Below are 14,612 nucleotides of genomic sequence, written 5' to 3'. Positions count from 1 at the left end.
CGATCACCTCTCATTTCAGGGTGATACCCCACATGCTTACAAGATATTTTCTTATGAAGAATATAAAGACCATCGCAGGAACGGCCATGATCGTTCCCGCGGCGAACTTGAAGTAATCCGGTGATGCCATGGCGGTGTTCAGAATGTGTGCTGGAAGTGTTCTGTTCGTGAGTGTGAGGATCGAAGCAGCGAAGACTTCGTTCCAGGACATGATGAAGGCGAATATGGCAGATGCGGCGAGGCCAGGAAGAGCAAGAGGCAGCGTAATCCTTATAAACGCCTGGAATCTGCTGAGACCGAAAACCATCCCCGCTTCTTCGTATTCGACAGAGATTCCGGAGAAAACACTGGATGTGATGAGAACGACGAACGGAAGTATCATGGAAGCGTGGGCCAGTGCCACACCAAGCGTGGTATCCGCGAGGTTAAACCTCATGTAAAGAACCACAAGAGGTACCGCCACCACAATTAACGGAATCGATCTTGTCATGAGCATGGAAAGCCTGATGATGTTTTTTCCCGGAAACACGTACCTTGTGAGGGCGTATCCAGCTGGAAGCCCCAGCAGGAAAGAGATTCCTATCGAGATGAGCGCCACCTGCACACTGACCAGAGTGGCTTTTCCACCTCCGAGGGTGACGAACAGCTTGTAGAGATGTTCCAGTGTGAGACTACTCGGAAAGATCCTGCTGGGATTGTAGTAATCCGAGGACGGTGTTAGAGACGCGAGAACAATGAAGAAAACTGGTGTCAGAAACCACAGGGAAATGATCACCGAAAGAAAAATTATGAAAAACTTCTTCATCATCGAGCCCCCTCCAGATGTTTTGCACTGAGGAAGGTGATGTAAAACCAGCTAACCACGATGGTAACAAGAGCGATCACGAGAGCGTACGCGCTGGCCATCTTTGGGTCGTTCATGAAGGTGTACCAGTAGTAGGTCTCACCAGCGAGAACGGGAATGTCTCTTCCCGCAAGAAGCCACACCACACCGAATATCTGGAACGCGAAGAGAGTCCTCAGAAGGAGCGCCGACATGATCGATGGTTTCAAGAGTGGAAGTATGATCTTCGTGAATTTCTTCCATCTTGAAAAACCGAAGAGATCTGCAGCTTCGAGATACTCTTTGTTTATCGACTGAAGACCCGCCAGGAGAATGATGAAAACAAGGGGGGTAGCCCTCCACACCTCCGTGAGAACGATCACCCAGAATTCCCTCGCTTTGAACATGTATCCAAAGAAATAAATGGGTCTTTCTATCAGATGCAAATTCATGAGAATTTTGTTGAGATAGCCGTTTGGAGAAAATATAGTGTAACTCATGAGCGCCGCTGTAACATCACTCAGAGCCAGTGGGATCGCTATAAAGTAAAGTACCGTAGTGTAGCCTTTGAACTTCTGATTGACGAAAAGAGCGAGTCCCAGCGCTAGTATGAGTTGAAGGGGGACGATCACCGCTGTGAGAAGGAGAGTGTTTTTCATGGCGTTCCAGAAACCACCATTCTCCACAAGGCGCTTGAAATTTCCAAGGAAACCTTCATCGCTTGTAAAAGCGAGTCTGAACGTTTCGAAGAGAGGATATCCCATCAACAAAACGAGATAAAGAACAGCTGGAAGGATCAAAAGAAAAGGAATCCATTTCCCTCTCATGGCGCACCCCCGGAAAAGGGGTGGGGATCCCCACCCCGGGTATCAGAAGAGACTTGCGTCGGGTTCTGGAAGTTCCGCTCCGGATTCTTTGAACAACTGTCTGATTCGCTCACCGAGTTCCTTCACTACCTTCGCTGGGTCTTCACCCTGGAAGACGATTCTCGTGAAGGCCATTCTGTAGGTTTCGGTGAACTCTCCGCTCTTTGGTCCAAGACTCGGTATGAAGGAAACGATAGAATCCTTCGTGGCGGACTGATTTATCACACCTTCTGCGAGCACTTTGAGGGCACCTTCTGGCACGGCACCAACGGCTTCCTGAACCACTGGGAAGAAACCGACATTCTTGAGGATTTCAACCTGCATCTCTGGAGAAGTGAGGAAGTCTATCACTTTCGCGGGTTCTTCGAAGTCCGCACCCTTCGGTATGGCAAGACCCACAAGCACTATGATGTACCCTCTACCCATCGGCCCTCTTGGAACCGGTACAACAACGAAATCGTTGGGTTTTTCAACAATCGCGGGTTTGAGTCTTGCAGTGTGATCCCAGGCGATCCAGACTTCTTCCCTCAGGAGAGGATCGGCCATTCCGTCCCAGGTGGAGCTTGCCGGATGCACGTATTTGAAGAGCTCCTTCAGATAGTTCCACATTTCAACGGCCCTCACACTGTCGAACTTCAGAGCCTGCGCTCCCGTGAAGGATGGATAGATGTAGCCGTGAAGGAATCTGTGCCAGAGTCCCTTCGGGCCAATCGGGAAGCCAAGAAGGGGTTGTTTCGTCTTCTCGTAGATGTTCTTTGCCCACTCGAGCAGAGCATCGTAAGTCCATTTCTCCGTTCCCTTGATGACGTCTTCTTTCGAAAGACCACGCGGCAGGTAGTCAAACGCCTTTTTGTTAACAGCCATCACGTAAGTTGCCTGGAGCCAGGGAATGAACACCTTTTCACCTTTCACATAAGCGAACTTCTCAAGCGTCTCGATGAAGGTTTTTCCTTCGAATTTGAGATCCTTGAGATCACTGAGGAATCCTTCAGAGGCCATTATGTAGAGGTTTCCCTGGAGGTCTGCGATCAGGTTCAGCGTATTTTTACCGGCTCTGATCTCCGCCTGGAGCCTGCTGTAGAGCTGTGGATACTCGAAGTTGAGGAACTCCACATCGATACCGGTCTTCTTCGAGAACTCCGCGAGTTTGTTGAGCATGAACTCCCTTTCAGCAGCGGGCGTCATCTGTGTAGAAGCGAAGTTTACCTTTCCGAACATGAGACCCGCAACGATCAGAAGAACCATGAAAAACAACCACTTTCTCACCTTGAACACCCCCTTGAAAAGATTTTTCAAAATTGGATATGTGATAGAAAATTTTCTACATCCATATCATAATAAAAAATTGCTCCCTTTGTCAAGAGGTGTTAACATACTCATTAAAACTCTCTAGAAACTCGCCATTCTATTGAATAGATCTTCTATATTTATCAGCAATTCTGGTTCTTTGTCGCCAAGAAATTCTATGAATCGTGACCCACCTTCATAGAAAGTTATTCTGCTGAAAGGTCTCTGGCCTCCGAAATGATTCTCAGGAAGACCGAGACTTATCCTGATCAGATTTTCAATGTAACGCGCGAATCCTTCTTTCCACTCTTGCCACACCATGTATTCAAAGTCTTTTTCGTTAAGAATGTTCCTCAACTGCCTGCGACATTGATAAATACTATCTGGATCTTTGTATTCCAAAGCTTTTAAAAATCTATAGTAGATTTCACTGAAGTTTTCATTTTCATAAGGAAATGGATGAGTTAATTCCCACATATAATCTCCGTTTTTCATGGCTTCTTTAGCTACTTCCAATCTCCGTTTGAGCTTTAACTCACAGATTTCCCATTGTTGACAGTGAATGAACTCATGAAAAATGACCGCATAGCCTTCAAGAGAATCAAAAGCATCCGGTGTCACCACGCAGGTCATCTTGTTATCGTAAAAATCAAGAGGAAAAGCTGCTCTTAAACCTTCTGGAATTTCCCATTCCGCGGGAAATTTCCGGATAAACACAAAATCTTTCTTTTCATGATCGAATTCAAAAACAAAAAGGTTTCCATCTGTGGCAACTACTACCGGAAAAATTCTCTCAAGAAAAGGGTGGATATCTTTTATTCGTTCCTGGATCTCAATAATCTTTCGTAATTCTCTTTTGAAGGTCGACGGTTCCATACCACGTTCACCTCACTTCCCACAACTCAACGAGTTCGAGCGGTATCCTGTCAATGAAATTTTCTCCGCTTCTCATGATGAACCTATTTCCGCGGTATGGGTAGGAAGTTCCAGTGACCTGGTAGGAAATATACAGCTGTTCCTTAGCCCTCGTTATGGCAACGTAGAAGATTCTCTCTTCCTCATCGAGATTCCCTTCGGATATCGCGAAATAATTCGGAAAGTCTCCGGGATTCACAGAGATGACAAAAACAGCTCTCCACTCAAGCCCTTTTGCTTGATGAACGGTGGTGAGAGTGACCTTTCCCTCTTTTTGAGAGATTTCTCTTTCTATTTCAACGTTTTCCGTCACAGCAAGATCCGTCAGGAAGGATTCGAGACTTGTGTAGCGAGACGCTATTTCAACGAGCCTCTCCAGATCCATCTCCCTTTCACGGAAATCAGGATACCTCGCTTCCAGATATTCGGAATAAAAAGAAGACAGGACATGCTCTATCATTTCCCCAGGAGAATCGAGCTTTCTGATCTGATTGAGAATATCGATGAACCTGCTGTACTCACCACTGAAACTCACTTTCTTCAGTTCCTGGAAGGGATCCAGACCTTCTTCCACGTAAGCGCTGGCGAGATCCGCGATCTTCGAAGCCGTTCTGTCACCGATTCCGTAGAAGAGTTTTGCAGCCCTCAACCAGGCGGATTTGTCTCTCGGATTTTGAACTATTCTGAGAAAAGAAAGAACGTCCTTCACGTGGGCGCTCTCGGTGAATCTGGGACCAGACAGCACACGGAAATCTATTCTACTTCGAACGAGTTCCATCTGAAGTTCCAGAGAGTGCGAATGTGATCTGTAGAGAACGGCGATTTCTTCTGGTTTGAACCCTTCTTCTATTAACTCGAGAATCCTCTGAGACACGAACCTCGCTTCTTCATATCTATCCCAGGTCTTGACAACAACGGGTTTCATGCCATCTTTCTTTACCGGCTTCAGTTCTTTTGGAACGGATTTTCTCGGGAGCATGGCGTTTATGAATTTCACAATACTTTCCGTGCTTCTGTAGTTCGTCTGGATCTTGAAGATCTTCGTTCCGGGAACTCTTATGAAATCCTCGACGTTTTCGTATCTTGCCCCTCGAAAGGAGTAAATACTCTGGGCGTCGTCTCCAACCGCCAGGATGTTGCCGTGTTTCGACGAGAGGTGTTCCACTATCTTGTACTGAACGTAGTTGGTGTCTTGGAACTCATCCACGAGTATCCAAAGGAATCTTTCCGCCTCTCGATCTCTTATTTCTTTGTTCTCTTCGAAGAGTCTGTAAGCGTAGAAGAGAAGGTCTTCGTAGTCCACCACGTTCTGAGAGCGTTTTTCCTGCTCGTAGAGATCGAAGATCTCCGAGATTTCTTCCTTCAAGTCCAGAAACTTTGGATTCTTCACTACGATACTTTCCCTCAAAGATTTGAGAGTATTTTTCATGTAAGAATATATAGCCATCAAAACAGAGGGCTGGGGAAAGTTTTTTCTCTCTTCTTTACTCTTTCTTTCGAGGTACTTGCTTCTTGCATGCCTCATGAGGCTCTCCGCGTCTTCTCTGTCTAGGATAGAGTAATTTCGTTCCAAACCCACGTAAGGTGCGTACTTTCTCAAGAAGTGGTTGCACACATGATGGAACGTTCCGGCGAGCATCTCAGAAAGCTCTCTTCCGGTCACCGCCTTTGCCCTCTCCACCATTTCCCGCGCCGCTGCTCTGGTGAACGTGACCAGAAGAATCCTGGAAGGATCCACACCGTTCGCCAGAAGATAGGCGATCTTGTACGTGATAACCCGGGTTTTCCCAGACCCCGGGCCTGCTATTACGATGCATCTTCCCTCTGATTCAACGACTGCTCTTCTCTGTTCCTCATCCAGATCTTCCAGAAAAGAAAGATTCGCTTCCCTGGGTCTTATCCGGTATTCTTTCATCCCTTCACCTCACCAGAGATGGAGCCGCGCGGGGAAAATGTGGGCGATGAGCATTCCGAGTCCAAGGCCAGCGAGCGCCTCCAGAAAGTTGTGCCCCAGATCCTTCTTCACAGCCGGTCTCAGAACAATAGCGTCCATGAATATGATCACAAGGAAAATGGCGGCGATGGAGGTGTAGGGAGAGTCGAATCCCGTGCTCCGGGCGAGTGACCACGCAAGGCCAGAAACGGTGGCTACATGACCGCTGGGCATACCACCGTAACTCTTCAGCATCTTCACGTCTCTTTTGATCAGAAACTTTATGAACTGAGCTGTCAGAAAAGAAATAACAGCCGTGGTGAACGGCGTGCTCCGAAAGATCTTCCAGACGTCAAGCACGGAATAGGAAATGGATCACATCCCCCTCTCTTACAATGTAATCTTTTCCATGTGTTTCCACAGCTCCAGCTTCACGTGCTTTTTTCAGAGAACCAAACTCTACGTATCTTTCGAAAGGAATAACTTCAACCTTTATGAACCCTTTCTGTATGTCTGAATGAATCAGACCCGCCGCTTCATAGGCAGTGGATCCTTTCTTTATAGTCCAGCTTCTCGCCTCGTTCTGTGTCGCTGTCAAAAATCTTATAAGGTTCAGAAGTTTCAAAACCTTCTCGAAAAACTCCTTCCTTTTGTCACCGAAAAGGTTGTACTCTCTTCTGAAAACTTCCGCCTCTTCTTCCGGGAGAAATTTCAATTCTTCTTCGAGCTTCACGTTTATTATAATGTATTCCTCGTCCTTTTCTTTGACGATTTCTTCTATCAGTTTTCTTTTTTCTTCGTCCAATTCATCGACGTTGAAAACCAGTATCTGAGGTTTATCTGTGAGGAGGAATAGGGATTCGATCACCTCTTCCTCGAATCTGTCGTGCCTTGGAAATTTCGAGGCCTTTTTACCCTGAGAGAGAAACTCCCGAAGATTCTGGAGGAGTTCTACCTCTCTCTTTGCTTCCTTGTCTCCCGTTCTTGCAACTTTCATCCGCTTTTCGAGACGCTTTTGAACGGTTTCGAGATCCTTGAGTATGAGCTCGGTTTCGACTATTTCTATGTCTCTTTTTGGATCCACGTTCTGATACGGATGAGAAACTCTTCCATCTTCGAAGAGACGGACAACATGGGCTATAACATCCACCTTGCTTATGTGGTCAAGGAACTGATTTCCAAGTCCTTCTCCTTTGCTGGCTCCCTTGACGAGTCCCGCTATGTCCACAACCTCCACGAAAGGATGAACCACCTTTTTCGATCCTTCGTTCTTCGCGAGAATCTCTATCCTTTCATCCGGCACAACGAGAATCCCCACGTTCGGCTCAATCGTGCAAAAAGGAAAACTTTCCGCAGGTACGCTGTTGTCGGTCAGGAAGTTGAAAAAGGAAGATTTCCCCGCGTTGGGAAGACCTACTATTCCCACCCTCTCCAAAGTATCACCTCAGTATTCATCTTCTTCGTCAAAGAAATCCTCTTCTTCTTCCTCTTCGAAGAAATCCTCTTCGTTGAAAAGATCAAAATCTTCTTCATCCTCATCGTATTCTTCTTCTTCCTCTTCTTCCTCATGCTTTCGTTCAGTTTCCGTCTGATGAATGGACAGGGGCTTTCTTGGATCAAGCATGCCGTCGAACACTTTCCTTTCCTTGCCGTTGACTACAAGGTATCCTTCCGCTTTGGCAGGTTTTCCATAGGCAGTGATCACCATCATGATGAGATCTTCATCCACATCGTAACCCGGTTCTGACTCGATCACCAGAGCGTTGTCGTAGTAGAGTTTGTTCTTTACTTCACTCGCTCTTTTTTGAATTTTACTGTTGTTTAGGATTTCCTCTGCGGCTTCTTCACTGATATGGATCCTGAGGATATACCTGAAGTCCACGCTCTTCACTCCCCTGAGAAATTTTTTTACGCTCTTCGAATTATACAGGAGAAGTTTTAAAAGTCAAGGGTTCGATCGGTAAACGATTGCCCGGTGCAAAATCATATGTTATAATACCAGAGGCTACGGGGAGTAGCTCAGACGGCCAGAGCGCCAGAATCGGGATCTGGAGGCCGCGGGTTCAAGTCCCGCCTCCCCGACCAGGGACGGGAGCAAGGGCTCCCGTTTTTCTGTTTTTTTCAAAGTGTTTACCTCCGATGTAATTTTCATTCATGATTGAAGTATAGAATTTTCAAAAAGGGCGGGGAGGCGAGCGCGTGAATTACGAAGGAAAGACAAAAATTGTTAAGGTCACCGGCGACTATGCCCTGCTCGAGTTCAAAGACGATATAACCGCTGGTGACGGATTGAAGCACGATGTTCTAACAGGCAAAGGATCCATCTGCGCAGAAACAACCGCTATCCTCATGAAATATCTCTCCGAGAAAGGTATCAAAACCCACCTCGTTGAATACATCCCCTCTCGAACGCTGAAAGTCATTCCTCTGAAAATGTTCCCTCTCGAAGTGGTCGTGAGATTGAAAAAGGCAGGATCTTTCGTGAGAAGGTACGGTGGAGCTGAAGGGGAAGACCTTCCAGTTCCCCTCGTTGAGTTCTTCATAAAAGACGACGAAAGACACGATCCAATGGTCTGTGTTGATCATCTCGAAATACTCGGCATCGCAACAAAAAAGCAGGCAGAAAAGATGAAAGAAGCGGCGGTGAAAGCCACTCTCGCTCTCAAAGAGTTTTTTGAAAGGGCGAATTTCGAGCTCTGGGATATAAAGTACGAGTTTGGCCTCGACAAAGATGGAAACGTCGTTCTCGGTGACGAAATCTCTCCCGACACGTTCAGACTGAGAAAGAAGGGTGAAATCTTCGATAAAGATGTGTACAGAAGGGATCTTGGTGATCCCTTAAAAAAGTACAGGGAGGTGCTGGAACTTTGCCGCTCTTTAAATTCGCAATAGACGTTCAGTACAAGAGCAACGTGAGGGATCCGCGCGGAGAAACGATCGAACGTGTTCTGAGGGAAGAAAAAGGTCTTCCGGTGAAAAAGTTGAGACTTGGAAAGTCTATCCACCTCGAAGTGGAAGCAGAAAACAAAGAAAAAGCGTACGAAATCGTGAAGAAAGCCTGCGAAGAACTACTGGTGAACCCGGTTGTTGAGGAATATGAGGTGAGGGAGCTGTGAAGCCCAGAGCCTGTGTGGTGGTCTATCCAGGTTCCAACTGTGACAGAGACGCGTATTACGCTCTGGAAATAAACGGCTTCGAGCCCAGTTACGTCGGGCTGGACGACAAGCTGGACGATTACGAACTGATCATTCTACCTGGAGGGTTTTCTTACGGAGACTATCTGAGGCCCGGTGCCGTTGCCGCAAGAGAAAAGATCGCCTTCGAAATAGCAAAAGCCGCCGAAAGAGGAAAGCTGATAATGGGAATATGCAACGGATTTCAGATCCTCATAGAGATGGGACTCCTGAAAGGAGCCCTTCTTCAAAATTCGTCTGGAAAGTTCATCTGCAAATGGGTGGATTTGATCGTGGAAAACAACGACACACCGTTCACGAACGCTTTCGAAAAAGGAGAAAAGATAAGAATACCGATAGCACACGGCTTTGGAAGATACGTGAAGATAGATGACGTGAACGTGGTTCTCAGATACGTCAAAGACGTGAACGGCTCAGACGAACGAATAGCGGGTATTCTGAACGAGAGCGGAAATGTCTTTGGTCTCATGCCCCACCCGGAAAGGGCGGTTGAAGAGCTCATAGGCGGAGAAGACGGAAAGAAAGTATTCCAGTCCATCCTCAACTACTTGAAGAGGTGATGAAGTTGAGATATCTGAACATTCTCAAGGAGAAGCTTGGAAGAGAACCCACCTTCGTCGAGCTTCAGGCTTTTTCAGTCATGTGGAGCGAACATTGCGGATACTCCCACACAAAGAAATACATAAGAAGATTACCGAAAACCGGTTTTGAGGGAAACGCGGGTGTGGTGAACCTGGATGATTACTATTCAGTCGCTTTCAAGATAGAGAGCCACAATCACCCGAGTGCGATAGAACCTTACAACGGCGCAGCAACGGGTGTCGGTGGAATCATCAGAGACGTCCTCGCGATGGGAGCCCGTCCAACGGCCATATTCGATTCACTCCACATGTCCCGAATCATAGACGGTATCATAGAGGGAATAGCCGATTACGGTAATTCCATAGGTGTTCCAACGGTCGGTGGAGAACTCAGAATCTCCTCACTCTACGCACACAACCCCCTCGTGAACGTGCTCGCAGCGGGTGTTGTGAGAAACGACATGCTGGTCGATTCGAAAGCATCGAGACCGGGGCAGGTCATAGTGATCTTCGGAGGAGCCACAGGGAGGGATGGAATCCACGGAGCGTCTTTCGCTTCGGAGGATCTCACGGGTGATAAGGCAACCAAGCTTTCAATTCAGGTTGGTGACCCGTTCGCTGAGAAGATGCTCATAGAAGCGTTCCTGAAGATGGTGGAAGAGGGACTCGTGGAAGGAGCTCAGGATCTGGGAGCGGGTGGTGTGCTGTCCGCGACTTCGGAACTTGTAGCGAAAGGGAATCTCGGAGCGATCGTTCATCTGGACCGTGTTCCCCTGAGAGAACCAGATATGGAGCCCTGGGAAATCCTCATAAGCGAAAGCCAGGAAAGAATGGCGGTCGTCACATCACCTCAGAAGGCGGGCCGCATTCTGGAAATAGCCAGGAAGCACCTTCTTTTCGGCGATGTCGTTGCCGAAGTGATAGAAGAACCAGTTTACAGGGTGATGTACAGAGACGATCTCGTCATGGAAGTTCCCGTCCAGCTCCTCGCAAACGCCCCAGAAGAGGACATGGTCGAATACACACCCGGAAAGATTCCAGAGTTCGAAAGGGTGGAATTCGAAGAGGTGAACGCGAGGGAAGTCTTCGAGCAGTACGACCACATGGTCGGAACGGATACCGTGGTTCCACCCGGATTCGGCGCGGCCGTGATGAGAATAAAGAGAGACGGGGGGTACTCCCTCGTCACACACAGCAGGGCGGATCTGGCCCTTCAGGATACCTATTGGGGAACCTTCATAGCTGTGCTCGAGAGCGTGAGAAAGACGCTCAGTGTTGGTGCGGAACCCCTCGCTATAACGAACTGTGTGAATTACGGAGATCCCGATGTTGATCCGGTGGGACTTTCGGCTATGATGACCGCTCTCAAGAACGCTTGCGAATTCTCCGGTGTTCCCGTTGCATCGGGAAACGCTTCTCTCTACAACACGTACCAGGGAAAACCCATTCCACCCACTCTGGTTGTGGGAATGTTGGGGAAAGTGAACCCGCAGAAGGTGTCAAAACCAAAGCCTTCGAAGGTGTTCGCGGTGGGATGGAATGACTTCGACCTCGAAAGGGAAAAAGAACTCTGGAGAGCCATAAGAAAACTCTCAGAAGAAGGCGCTTTCATCCTCTCTTCGTCACAGCTTCTGACGAGAACTCACGTGGAGACTTTCAAGGAGTACGGCTTGAAGGTCGAAGTGAAACTGCCAGAAGTGGAACCGGCGCATCAGATGGTGCTCGTCTTCTCTGAGAAAACTCCCGTAGTCGATGTTCCCGTGAGAGAAATCGGAACGCTCTCGAGGTGATGATATGTGCGGAATCGCAGGAGTCTGGAATGTGAAAGATGCCTTTTCTGTCCTTCACGATGTGCTTCTCGGTCTTCAGCATAGAGGACAGGAAAGTGTGGGTGTTGTGGTAGACGGGTTCAAAACGATAAAAGGAAAAGGACTCGTAGACACCGTTCTCACCGAAGACAGGTGGGAAGACGCTGAAAAGGGTATTGGACACGTGAGGTACTCCACGGCGGGATCGCTCGAGGACATTCAGCCAATCGTGGCGTTCACGAGAAAGGGAAGGCTCGCGATCGCTCACAACGGAAACATACCCAACGGCGAAAAGTGGATAGAGATGCTCAAAGAAAAAGGAGCGGTTTTTCAGAGCTCGCTCGACTCGGAGGTCTTCCTTCATCTTATCTCGATGTCTGAAGGCGACCTGAAAGAGTCCATAGTGAAAGCGCTGAAGAAAGTTCCTCTTGCTTACTCTCTTCTCATCCTCCACGAAGAATTCCTCGCTGCGGCGAGAGACCCGCACGGCGTTCGTCCCCTCTTCTATGGAAAATACGGTGACGGAATCGTTGTGGCATCGGAAGACGCAGCGCTGAAAGCGATAGGTGTGGAAGACATAGAAGAAGTTCCTCCCGGAACGGTTGTGTTCTTCTCGAACAACGGCACAGAAACGGTGAGGTTCTCCAAAAAAGAAAAGCGGTTCTGCTCCTTCGAATTCATCTATTTCGCGAGACCGGACAGTCACTTTCTCGATCAGAGTGTACACATAGCCCGTTACAGAATGGGTGAAGAACTCTACAGAGAAAACCCGATAGAAGCGGACGTGGTCGTTCCGGTGCTGGACTCCGGACTTTCCGGAGCGATGGGATTTTCTTCGGCTTCGGGTATACCTCTCGACATTGGTCTCATGAGGAACAGATACGTGGGAAGAAGTTTCATCATGCCGGTGGACAGGGAAAAGATCGTCAAGAAAAAACTCGTCCCCATAGAAGACGTTGTGAGTGGAAAGAGGGTTGTTGTCATCGATGATTCGATCGTCAGAGGAACAACCATGGGCATCATCGTGAAGATATTGAGAGAGGCGGGTGCGAAGGAAGTACACGTTGGCATACACTCTCCACCTGTGCGTTTCCCCTGTTTCTACGGAATAGACACCGCAAGGAAGAAAGAGCTCGTCGCGGGAGAACGTGCCGTGGAAGAAGTAAAAAGAATAGTCAACGCAGACTCTCTCTTTTACCTTTCACTCGAAGGGTTGAAAAGAGCCATCGGGAGGAGTGAACTGTGTGTAGCGTGCTTCAGCGGGGAGTACCTCCACGAATAGTTGTTCTCGCTTCGGGAAACGGAAGCAATTTCGAAGCGATCGTGAACGCGGTGCGAAGCGGTGAATTGAGTGCGGAAATCCAGATGCTCCTTGTGGACAGAAACTGCTATGCGATAGAACGAGCGAAAAGACTGCAGATTCCCTGGGAAAGGCTCGAGAAACCCTGGGCAGAGTCTCTGAAAAAAAGACTAGAAGAGTTGAATCCCGACCTTGTGGTCCTCGCCGGTTTCATGAGAATTCTTCCGGCAGAAATCGTCGAAAGGTGGAAGTGGAAGATCGTCAACATCCACCCTTCGCTTCTTCCCGCGTTCCCCGGGACCCACGCTATCGAGAAGGCCTACGAATACGGTGTGAAGGTCACAGGAATCACCATCCACTTCGTCGATGAGGGAGTCGACACCGGCCCCATCATCTTTCAGAAAGCAATTGAAATAAAGAAAGACTGGACTCTTGAAAGACTGGAAGAAGAGATCCATAAGATAGAACATCAGTACTATCCGCTCGTCATTCAAAAGGTACTGGAGGGAAAATGGAAGATCGAAGGAAGGAGGGTTATTCTTGAAGAGGATATTGGTTAGTCTCTACGAGAAGGAAAAATATCTGGACATTCTGAAAAAACTCCACGAAAACGGCTGGGAGATCTGGGCGAGCTCCGGTACCGCTAAGTTTCTGAAAGCGAACGGAATAGAAGCAAACGACGTGAGCACCATAACGGGTTTCGAGAATCTCCTCGGAGGACTCGTGAAGACTCTCCACCCGGAGATATTCGCTGGCATCCTCGGACCAGAACCCAGATGGGATGTGGTCTTTGTGGATCTCTATCCACCTCCAGACATCGATATAGGAGGAGTTGCTCTTCTTCGAGCGGCAGCCAAGAACTGGAAAAAGGTGAAACCCGCTTTCGACATGGAAACCCTCAAACTCGCAATTGAGAGAGATGATGAGGAGACGAGAAAGTACCTCGCTGGAATGACTTTTGCGTTCACCAGCGTGTACGACTCGATAAGGGCCAACCAGTTTGTCGAGGGGATTTCTCTCGCCTTCAAGCGAGAAGATCTCCAGTTGAGGTACGGAGAGAATCCTCATGAAAAGGTGTTCGTATACGGAAAACCCGCTTTTGAGATCTTACACGAGGGAAAGGCAATCTCGTTCAACAATATATTGGACGCGGAAAACGCGTGGTTCGTGGCTAAGAATCTGCCAAAGATGGGTGCGGTTGTAGTGAAACACCAGTCCCCATGTGGTGCCACGATAGGAGAAGACAAAGTGGAAATCGTGAAAAAAGCCATCGAGGCGGACGACGAATCCAGTTTTGGAGGAATCCTGGCCGTGAACTTCGAAATGGACGGAGAAGTGGCGAAGTCACTGAAAAAGTACCTCGAGGTGATCGTGGCACCTTCTTTCACACAGGAAGCAATCGAGATTCTCTCCAAGAAAAAAGTGCGTCTCTTAAAACCTGAGGGTTACACTCCGTGGGCTGGAAAGATGGCATTTGGCTCTCTCGTCTTGAGTGAAAGAAAGTACCCTGAAGGAAGTTTTGAACTGGTAGTTGGAGAGCCTCTCTCGGAAAGAGAGCTTGAGGATCTGGAATTCGCCTACCGTGTTGTGGAAGGAGTGAAATCCAACGCGGTTCTCATAGCAAAAGACGGCGTGACTGTGGGTATAGGGAGCGGGCAGCCTTCGAGAAAGAGAGCTGCCTGGATCGCCACCGTGATGGCAGGGGAAAAAGCGAAGGGAGCAGTTGCGGCTTCCGATGCGTTCTTCCCGTTCCCAGACTCGCTCGAAATACTCGCTCAGGCGGGTGTGAAAGCGGTGGTCGCTCCTCTCGGATCCATAAGAGACGAAGAAGTGATCGAAAAAGCCAAAGAACTTGGAATCACGTTCTACAAAGCTCCGAGCAGGGTTTTCAGGCACTGAGGGGTG

General features: G+C 48.3%; 15 protein-coding genes and 1 tRNA gene. 8 read left to right on the top strand and 8 right to left on the bottom strand.

The genetic code is table 11. From position 1 onward, the window contains the following. Positions 1–10: 10 nt before the first annotated feature. The 8 genes from T2812B_RS08045 to T2812B_RS08010 all read right to left on the bottom strand — a co-directional run bounded on the left by T2812B_RS08045 (position 11) and on the right by T2812B_RS08010 (position 7,706). Complete coding sequence (locus T2812B_RS08045) at positions 11–808, bottom strand: carbohydrate ABC transporter permease (RefSeq protein ID WP_029683028.1); 798 nt, start codon at positions 806–808, stop codon at positions 11–13. Next, the gene (locus T2812B_RS08040) at positions 805–1,650 is read right to left on the bottom strand and encodes a carbohydrate ABC transporter permease (protein WP_008195417.1); all 846 of its coding nucleotides are present in this window, start codon (positions 1,648–1,650) and stop codon (positions 805–807) included. Before T2812B_RS08040 ends, T2812B_RS08045 begins: the two co-directional genes overlap by 4 nt. Positions 1,651–1,692: 42 nt before the next feature. Continuing rightward, on the bottom strand, positions 1,693–2,955 hold the full coding sequence (locus T2812B_RS08035; RefSeq protein ID WP_008195415.1) for an ABC transporter substrate-binding protein: 1,263 nt from the start codon (positions 2,953–2,955) through the stop codon (positions 1,693–1,695). 123 nt (positions 2,956–3,078) lie between these two features. Continuing rightward, entirely contained in the window at positions 3,079–3,852 is a 774-nt protein-coding gene (locus tag T2812B_RS08030) for a hypothetical protein (RefSeq protein WP_008195413.1), read from the bottom strand. Between the two features lie 7 nt (positions 3,853–3,859). Beyond that, positions 3,860–5,806 (bottom strand): ATP-dependent helicase, encoded by a 1,947-nt coding sequence (locus T2812B_RS08025; protein ID WP_008195412.1) that lies wholly within the window; start codon positions 5,804–5,806, stop codon positions 3,860–3,862. A 9-nt stretch (positions 5,807–5,815) separates the two neighbouring features. Beyond that, positions 5,816–6,184: a divergent PAP2 family protein gene (locus tag T2812B_RS08020; protein ID WP_004080035.1), complete on the bottom strand. Its 369-nt coding sequence runs from the start codon at positions 6,182–6,184 to the stop codon at positions 5,816–5,818. After that, positions 6,177–7,259, bottom strand: coding sequence for a redox-regulated ATPase YchF (gene ychF / locus T2812B_RS08015; protein WP_004080033.1), 1,083 nt, complete (start codon positions 7,257–7,259; stop codon positions 6,177–6,179). The genes T2812B_RS08020 and ychF overlap by 8 nt, the downstream gene beginning before the upstream one ends. Before the next feature lie 9 nt (positions 7,260–7,268). Beyond that, entirely contained in the window at positions 7,269–7,706 is a 438-nt protein-coding gene (locus T2812B_RS08010; protein WP_008195408.1) for a hypothetical protein, read from the bottom strand. Positions 7,707–7,832: 126 nt separating this feature from the next. Between T2812B_RS08010 and T2812B_RS08005 the strand changes: the two genes are divergently transcribed. The 8 genes from T2812B_RS08005 (at position 7,833) to T2812B_RS07970 (ending at position 14,606) form a co-directional block, all read left to right on the top strand. Then, positions 7,833–7,909: transfer RNA gene (locus T2812B_RS08005), tRNA-Pro, on the top strand. Positions 7,910–8,023: 114 nt separating this feature from the next. Further along, positions 8,024–8,716 carry a phosphoribosylaminoimidazolesuccinocarboxamide synthase gene (locus tag T2812B_RS08000; protein ID WP_008195407.1) on the top strand — a complete coding sequence of 231 codons (693 nt, stop codon included), beginning with the start codon at positions 8,024–8,026 and terminating at the stop codon, positions 8,714–8,716. Next, complete coding sequence (purS, locus tag T2812B_RS07995) at positions 8,692–8,940, top strand: phosphoribosylformylglycinamidine synthase subunit PurS (protein WP_008195405.1); 249 nt, start codon at positions 8,692–8,694, stop codon at positions 8,938–8,940. Before T2812B_RS08000 ends, purS begins: the two co-directional genes overlap by 25 nt. Then, the gene (purQ, locus tag T2812B_RS07990; RefSeq protein WP_008195403.1) at positions 8,937–9,578 is read left to right on the top strand and encodes a phosphoribosylformylglycinamidine synthase subunit PurQ; all 642 of its coding nucleotides are present in this window, start codon (positions 8,937–8,939) and stop codon (positions 9,576–9,578) included. Before purS ends, purQ begins: the two co-directional genes overlap by 4 nt. After that, positions 9,578–11,389, top strand: a complete 1,812-nt coding sequence (gene purL, locus T2812B_RS07985) for a phosphoribosylformylglycinamidine synthase subunit PurL (RefSeq protein ID WP_081502004.1) — start codon at positions 9,578–9,580, stop codon at positions 11,387–11,389. Before purQ ends, purL begins: the two co-directional genes overlap by 1 nt. Before the next feature lie 4 nt (positions 11,390–11,393). Further along, positions 11,394–12,689, top strand: coding sequence for an amidophosphoribosyltransferase (gene purF, locus T2812B_RS07980; protein WP_008195398.1), 1,296 nt, complete (start codon positions 11,394–11,396; stop codon positions 12,687–12,689). Then, on the top strand, positions 12,650–13,267 hold the full coding sequence (purN, locus tag T2812B_RS07975; protein WP_038051046.1) for a phosphoribosylglycinamide formyltransferase: 618 nt from the start codon (positions 12,650–12,652) through the stop codon (positions 13,265–13,267). The genes purF and purN overlap by 40 nt, the downstream gene beginning before the upstream one ends. Further along, positions 13,248–14,606, top strand: coding sequence for a bifunctional phosphoribosylaminoimidazolecarboxamide formyltransferase/inosine monophosphate cyclohydrolase (locus tag T2812B_RS07970; RefSeq protein ID WP_008195395.1), 1,359 nt, complete (start codon positions 13,248–13,250; stop codon positions 14,604–14,606). Before purN ends, T2812B_RS07970 begins: the two co-directional genes overlap by 20 nt. The last annotated feature ends 6 nt before the right edge of the window (positions 14,607–14,612 follow it).

It is taken from the genome of Thermotoga sp. 2812B (assembly GCF_000789335.1).
GTDB lineage: Bacteria > Thermotogota > Thermotogae > Thermotogales > Thermotogaceae > Thermotoga > Thermotoga maritima.
The sequence above is the reverse complement of the archived record's forward strand: the minus strand, read 5'-3'. Positions and strand labels throughout refer to the sequence as shown.